The following is a 4,143-nucleotide window of genomic DNA, read 5'->3' on the forward strand; positions in this document are numbered from 1 at the left end:
TTTAAAAAAATTACTTCTACTTTTGCTTTCTGTAATTCTTCAAGTAAAACCATCTGATATGCATATTTACGCGATAAACGATCAGGAGAATGAATATAGATTATGTCAATTTTACCTTCTGCTACTTTATTACGTAATTTTTCTAAGGCAGGACGAACTAAATTAGATCCACTATAGCCATTATCAACGAATTTATGTTCATCTAGCAATTCATGCCCATCTGCTTTAATTTTATTTTCTAAAGCTGAAAGTTGACTTGCAATCGTATTCTCTTGTACTTGTTTTTCTGAAGAAACTCTTGCATATAAGCTTACTGTTAACATTTGATCCTCCTTGAAGTTCTTTTTTATTTGCATTTACTGAATACTTTAGCACTGGCATTAATTTTGTGTAGGCGTCTAATAAATATACCTCTGCCAACCTATCAGGTTCATAACTAACTCGTATGGCAAATCTTTCTTTACTGTTCATAACATTCCATTTAAATAATATGCTCATTATTAATCCACTACATTAAAGCTGATAATTAGTTCGTCATTAGCGTCATAAATAAATGGAGCTCTTACTTTTGGACATAAAAGTTTTCTGGAAATACTTTTTTCAAGTTTTAAATTGTTGGCAACATTGTCGTAGGTGTATTTAAACCAGCGATTGCTCATAGTAAAATAATGATTATTGATGATAACAAAATAATAACTGGCTCTTTTAATTTCACCTATGCAGCTGAATCAAGAAATGCTGAGAATCTACTGATTATAACAGGGGATCCTCAATTAGTTGAGCAATACATCGAAAACTGGAAGGATCGTCAATCTCAATCTGATCCTTATACACCAAAAGTAGAAGAATAATTACTTTAAATCAGCTTTAAGCTCATCCAATTCCTCAGAAAGATTTTTTACCCTTTCCTCAAGTACTAATACTTTTTCCATTAAACCATATTCAATAAGTTTATCGTGAAATTGTACCCTTGAGTCTAGCTTGGATAACCACCATATCAATGCTACGGTTTGGATTAATATGGTAATAATTACTGTAATTGGGATTTTTTTTAGCATATTTTTTACTGATTATAAAGTAATTGCAAATTACTGATAAAAGAAGAAATATGTTCAGTTTCTATATTTTGCTGTGGTAGTCACTATTTGAATTCGTATTGCTCTTCTGCAGATCCTTATGACTCCAATATATCTTTGATCTTATTTGCTATTTTTGAGCGAGCCTTCTGCATTGGAAAGTAGTTTTATTACTTCTCTGTATTGCTTGTTTTTATCTTTATTACGTTCTTCTGATATTACAGCCATGCTTCTAGGTGTTCTTCCATCTTTAGCTACAGCACTAGGATCTGCTCCTTTGTCTAATAAAAATTTAACAATTTCCAAACGTCCTTGATCTGCAGCATAATGCAGCGGTGTCCATCCCTCATACCCCCCAGAAGCGCCTATATCAGCTCCTTTTTGCACTAGAAAATCCACAACTTCTAAACAACCTGCCTCTGAAGCATAATGTAATGCTGTTAATTTAGGAACCTGCACATTAACATCTAATAGATTTTCTACCAAAAGTTTTACAACCTCTAAGTTACAATTTTCAGAAGCAATTTGTAGTACTGTTTTATAATTACTCACAGCTTTACTCTTTGTATAGCAACATGTAACAACAACACATATAATTGTTATCATAAGCCATAGAAAATTTATCTTATTCTTTATGTTCTTACTTATTTTGTTCATGTCTAACATTTTTTTAGAATTAAATAATCATTTGCTTAAGTTTCATTTAAATAGCTTTGCTCACTTTTGCCTCTACTATAGTTTGATATCCTCTATTATTCAGAATATGTTCTGCCCTGCTGATTACCCATTCGCCTTCAATTTCCTGACAAAATCCTGAAAGGCTGATCTTAGCTTCTGCAAATAATTCTGGATTACCAGGAACAGTTACATTTAAACTTGATGTACTACGTTTTAGTTGTTTTAACTTGGCTGCTGCTGCACTAATTGCTGATCCTGCGGTAGAGTAAAGCGTTTGCAGGGTATAACTTGGGCCCTCATTTCCCACTTTCTCTTCTATAGTTTCTCCCTTTTCATAACTATGCCATTTTGCAATAACAGATCCATATTTGTTACGCACATTAAAATTTACCTCCCAATTTATAATATCTTTAGGTGTCAATACTGTTGTACCTAACATCTTTCCAGTCGCTGATCTTGCTTCTCCCTTCGGAATAAAAATTATATATCCTCCTGCTGGTTTTACTAGTGCATCATATTTTTTGCCTAATCCTTCCAAAAAACTCATGTCGCTTTCATCTGCTTGAATGGTATGTGGTATAAATATATTTTCAAATCTTTCAGCAACTTTACCTTCATACCCATGTTCTTGTGCTATTTCTTTAATCAAATCTCCCAAGGTAATGTCTTTCCATTCCTTTGATTTTCTTTCCTTTAATGATCCTCTTAAACTTGCAGCGTCACATTTTATTCTTAAAGTTTGTGGTGGACTTTGTATTGTAATTTGATTTGCCTTATATACCCCCATAGGTAATAAACCTGTTTCTTTATATCCTAGAAAAACCTGTAATTTACCCTTAAGTTCTAAAGCGCTAGAGCTATAATTAATACATATCTCAGCTTCGTCACTTGTAGTACCTGATCCATCAGTGACACGTAGTGATATTAAACTCTTTTTTAAAACCTCTGTTACTGGGTTATTTTTTGCTACTATATCAAAATCTGGTGTCATTCATCTAAAATATTTATAACAGATTCTTTCAATATTCTCTGAATTTTAGGAAGCTTAATTTTTAATCCAGCGGGCAAAAAGCTTCCGTATTTTGCAAGGCCTGGATTTTCAAGCAATATTTCCTCCACTGCTCCACTACTGTATCCATAATGTTTCCAGCAAATCAAATCTAACATTTCGTTTTCTTTGGTGTAATAATAAATCATTTATTGTAACTTTTTAACTTCAAAATAAACTCAATTTTTCTTGGTTTTCCATCAGGAAAAAATAATATCTGTTTTTCTTCTACATTAGTAATGACAAAATTTCCAAGCACATTTCCTGAATTATCAACTAGAACTTGAGTATCACGTATATTTTTTAGCTGTTCTAAGCCATTACTCTGATAACGTGGATAAATCACTCCTGTCAGATCAATACATTCAATTCCTGAGCCAATGTTTTGTAGCAACGTTTTTTCAATACATTCAATTGTATACCACCTTTTTTCTTTACTGTATCTTAGGCTTATTGGTTCAAGCTTACATTTTCCAAGCAACATCAATGTAACTCTTCAACTATATCAAAAAGTGCCCCACGTGCTTGTTCTCTAAATCGTTCTATTACTGCATCAGCAACACTGCGCACATCTTCAGATTTAATGTTGATATTAAACGTTTGATAGAATGCTTGGTTATGTACTTTCGATTCGCTATTTTCACATCTACTTTTCTTGAATGCTTTCTTAACTTCTTCTTGTTCTATAGCTCTTTTTTCTTCTATAACACCTTTAACTTTAAAACTCTCAAAATTGCCTTTACTATTTTCTGAAAATTGTTTAATAGCACTATTACTTGTCAATGGGTTTCCGTTACTGAAAATGCTATTTTTAGAAAGCTTATTAACAAAATTTCCATTATTTTCAAATTTTCTAATCGGGCTATTCTCAGCAAATATGCTACTAACTGTATTTCCCATCCATGAAAAAGCTTTTCCTATAGGTTCAATGAGTGATTTCCAAAAGCTAGAGAAAAAGTCTTTCACTTTTTGCCAGTTAGTTAGAACATAAACTGCACCAGCAACAAGACTCGCTATTAAAAGTCCAATTGGGTTAGTCATTACAGCGAGTGTTATTGCTCTTAGCCCTGTTATTACTGCAGGAAAAACTATACTTGATAAAGATGAAAATGTTGTCAGTATTGTTGCTTTAAGACCAAAAATTGTACTTCCTAATAAAGTAATTCCATAGCCTAATCCCACTACTAAGACTTTCAAACTTATCAAAGCTGCTAAAGTACTCATGATTGCCGTAGTTAAAGTTGGATATTTTTCTGCAAAAGAAGCTATACGCTCTGTTATTGCTTTCAAACTTCCAGCTACATAATTTAAAGTAGGCAACATTACTGACCCTAGATTCAT

General features: G+C 32.6%; 7 protein-coding genes and 1 pseudogene. 1 reads left to right on the forward strand and 7 read right to left on the reverse strand.

Annotated elements, in window-relative coordinates; all coding sequences use genetic code 11:
* Nucleotides 1-356 (reverse strand): recombinase family protein (locus Wcon_RS08560; protein ID WP_237349973.1); only part of this gene is annotated, 356 nt, incomplete at its 3' end.
* Between the two features lie 312 nt (nt 357-668).
* Here Wcon_RS08560 and Wcon_RS08565 point away from each other — a divergent pair.
* Nucleotides 669-851, forward strand: a complete 183-nt coding sequence (locus tag Wcon_RS08565; protein WP_410543469.1) for a phospholipase D-like domain-containing protein — start codon at nt 669-671, stop codon at nt 849-851.
* Here Wcon_RS08565 and Wcon_RS08570 read toward each other — a convergent pair whose 3' ends face one another.
* The 6 genes and pseudogenes from Wcon_RS08570 to Wcon_RS08595 form a co-directional block, all read right to left on the reverse strand.
* On the reverse strand, nt 852-1,058 hold the full coding sequence (locus Wcon_RS08570; protein ID WP_114517864.1) for a hypothetical protein: 207 nt from the start codon (nt 1,056-1,058) through the stop codon (nt 852-854). It lies immediately after the preceding gene.
* 141 nt (nt 1,059-1,199) lie between these two features.
* Nucleotides 1,200-1,628, reverse strand: a complete 429-nt coding sequence (locus Wcon_RS08575; protein WP_338062153.1) for an ankyrin repeat domain-containing protein — start codon at nt 1,626-1,628, stop codon at nt 1,200-1,202.
* A 151-nt stretch (nt 1,629-1,779) separates the two neighbouring features.
* Nucleotides 1,780-2,745, reverse strand: coding sequence for a phage late control D family protein (locus Wcon_RS08580; protein ID WP_114517866.1), 966 nt, complete (start codon nt 2,743-2,745; stop codon nt 1,780-1,782).
* Nucleotides 2,742-2,951, reverse strand: a complete 210-nt coding sequence (locus Wcon_RS08585; RefSeq protein ID WP_114517867.1) for a tail protein X — start codon at nt 2,949-2,951, stop codon at nt 2,742-2,744. The genes Wcon_RS08580 and Wcon_RS08585 overlap by 4 nt, the downstream gene beginning before the upstream one ends.
* Nucleotides 2,948-3,286, reverse strand: coding sequence for a phage tail protein (locus Wcon_RS08590; RefSeq protein WP_237350123.1), 339 nt, complete (start codon nt 3,284-3,286; stop codon nt 2,948-2,950). The genes Wcon_RS08585 and Wcon_RS08590 overlap by 4 nt, the downstream gene beginning before the upstream one ends.
* Nucleotides 3,286-4,143 (reverse strand): annotated as a pseudogene (locus tag Wcon_RS08595) (phage tail tape measure protein); the annotation flags it as partial. The pseudogene Wcon_RS08595 and the gene Wcon_RS08590, both read right to left, overlap by 1 nt.

Source organism: Wolbachia endosymbiont of Cylisticus convexus (assembly GCF_003344345.1).